Annotated in this window: 1 protein-coding gene; it reads left to right on the top strand. The window is 58.3% G+C overall.

The genetic code is table 11. The features are described 5' to 3' along the window. The first annotated feature begins 51 nt into the window (after nucleotides 1-51). Nucleotides 52-438 carry a cupin domain-containing protein gene (locus C5C07_RS20555; RefSeq protein WP_004967723.1) on the top strand — a complete coding sequence of 129 codons (387 nt, stop codon included), beginning with the start codon at nucleotides 52-54 and terminating at the stop codon, nucleotides 436-438. The last annotated feature ends 66 nt before the right edge of the window (nucleotides 439-504 follow it).

A 504-nucleotide genomic window follows, 5' to 3' on the forward strand; every position in this document is an offset into this window, starting at 1 on the left:
GAATATATTCGGGGGAATTGTGAACGGTCGGACACGCGATAAGCCAATCGAATGCCACGAGTCGACTTTGACGCCGAACGGACGTACGACGAAGACCGATTTTTCGCCAGCGAGGCGTTCCTGACCGGCCGCACGAAAGTCATTTGTGGCTTTTTTAAACCCGGGCAGTTCATCCCCGTTCATGCACCGTCGAGCGACCTCGTCGTTAGTGTTCGGTCTGGAAGCGGACTCGTCCGCGAAGGAGAGACTGACCACCGCGTCACGCCCGGTGACATCGTGTCCATTCCGGCGGGGACGAAACGTGGGGTACGAGCGAACGAAGATTCGAGATTGGAGGTGTTGTTGGTGACGACGCCGCCACCGACCGATGCCGAACACGACCCGGTTCGCCGTGGATTGGCGGAAGGTGACTTCGAACCATCGCTCTCAAGTAAGTGACTCGTCGCCGACGAACTCTCTGATTAGTCGCTTTTGGTCTGTGCCGTGACGCCCGACCACAGCTCC

The sequence above is a fragment of the Haloferax sp. Atlit-4N genome (assembly GCF_003383025.1).
GTDB lineage: Archaea > Halobacteriota > Halobacteria > Halobacteriales > Haloferacaceae > Haloferax > Haloferax gibbonsii.

Excerpts from the sequence above, each read along its gene's own strand:
- C5C07_RS20555 (WP_004967723.1), top strand. The coding sequence starts at position 52 with ATGCCACGAGTCGACTTTGACGCCGAACGGACGTACGACGAAGACCGA.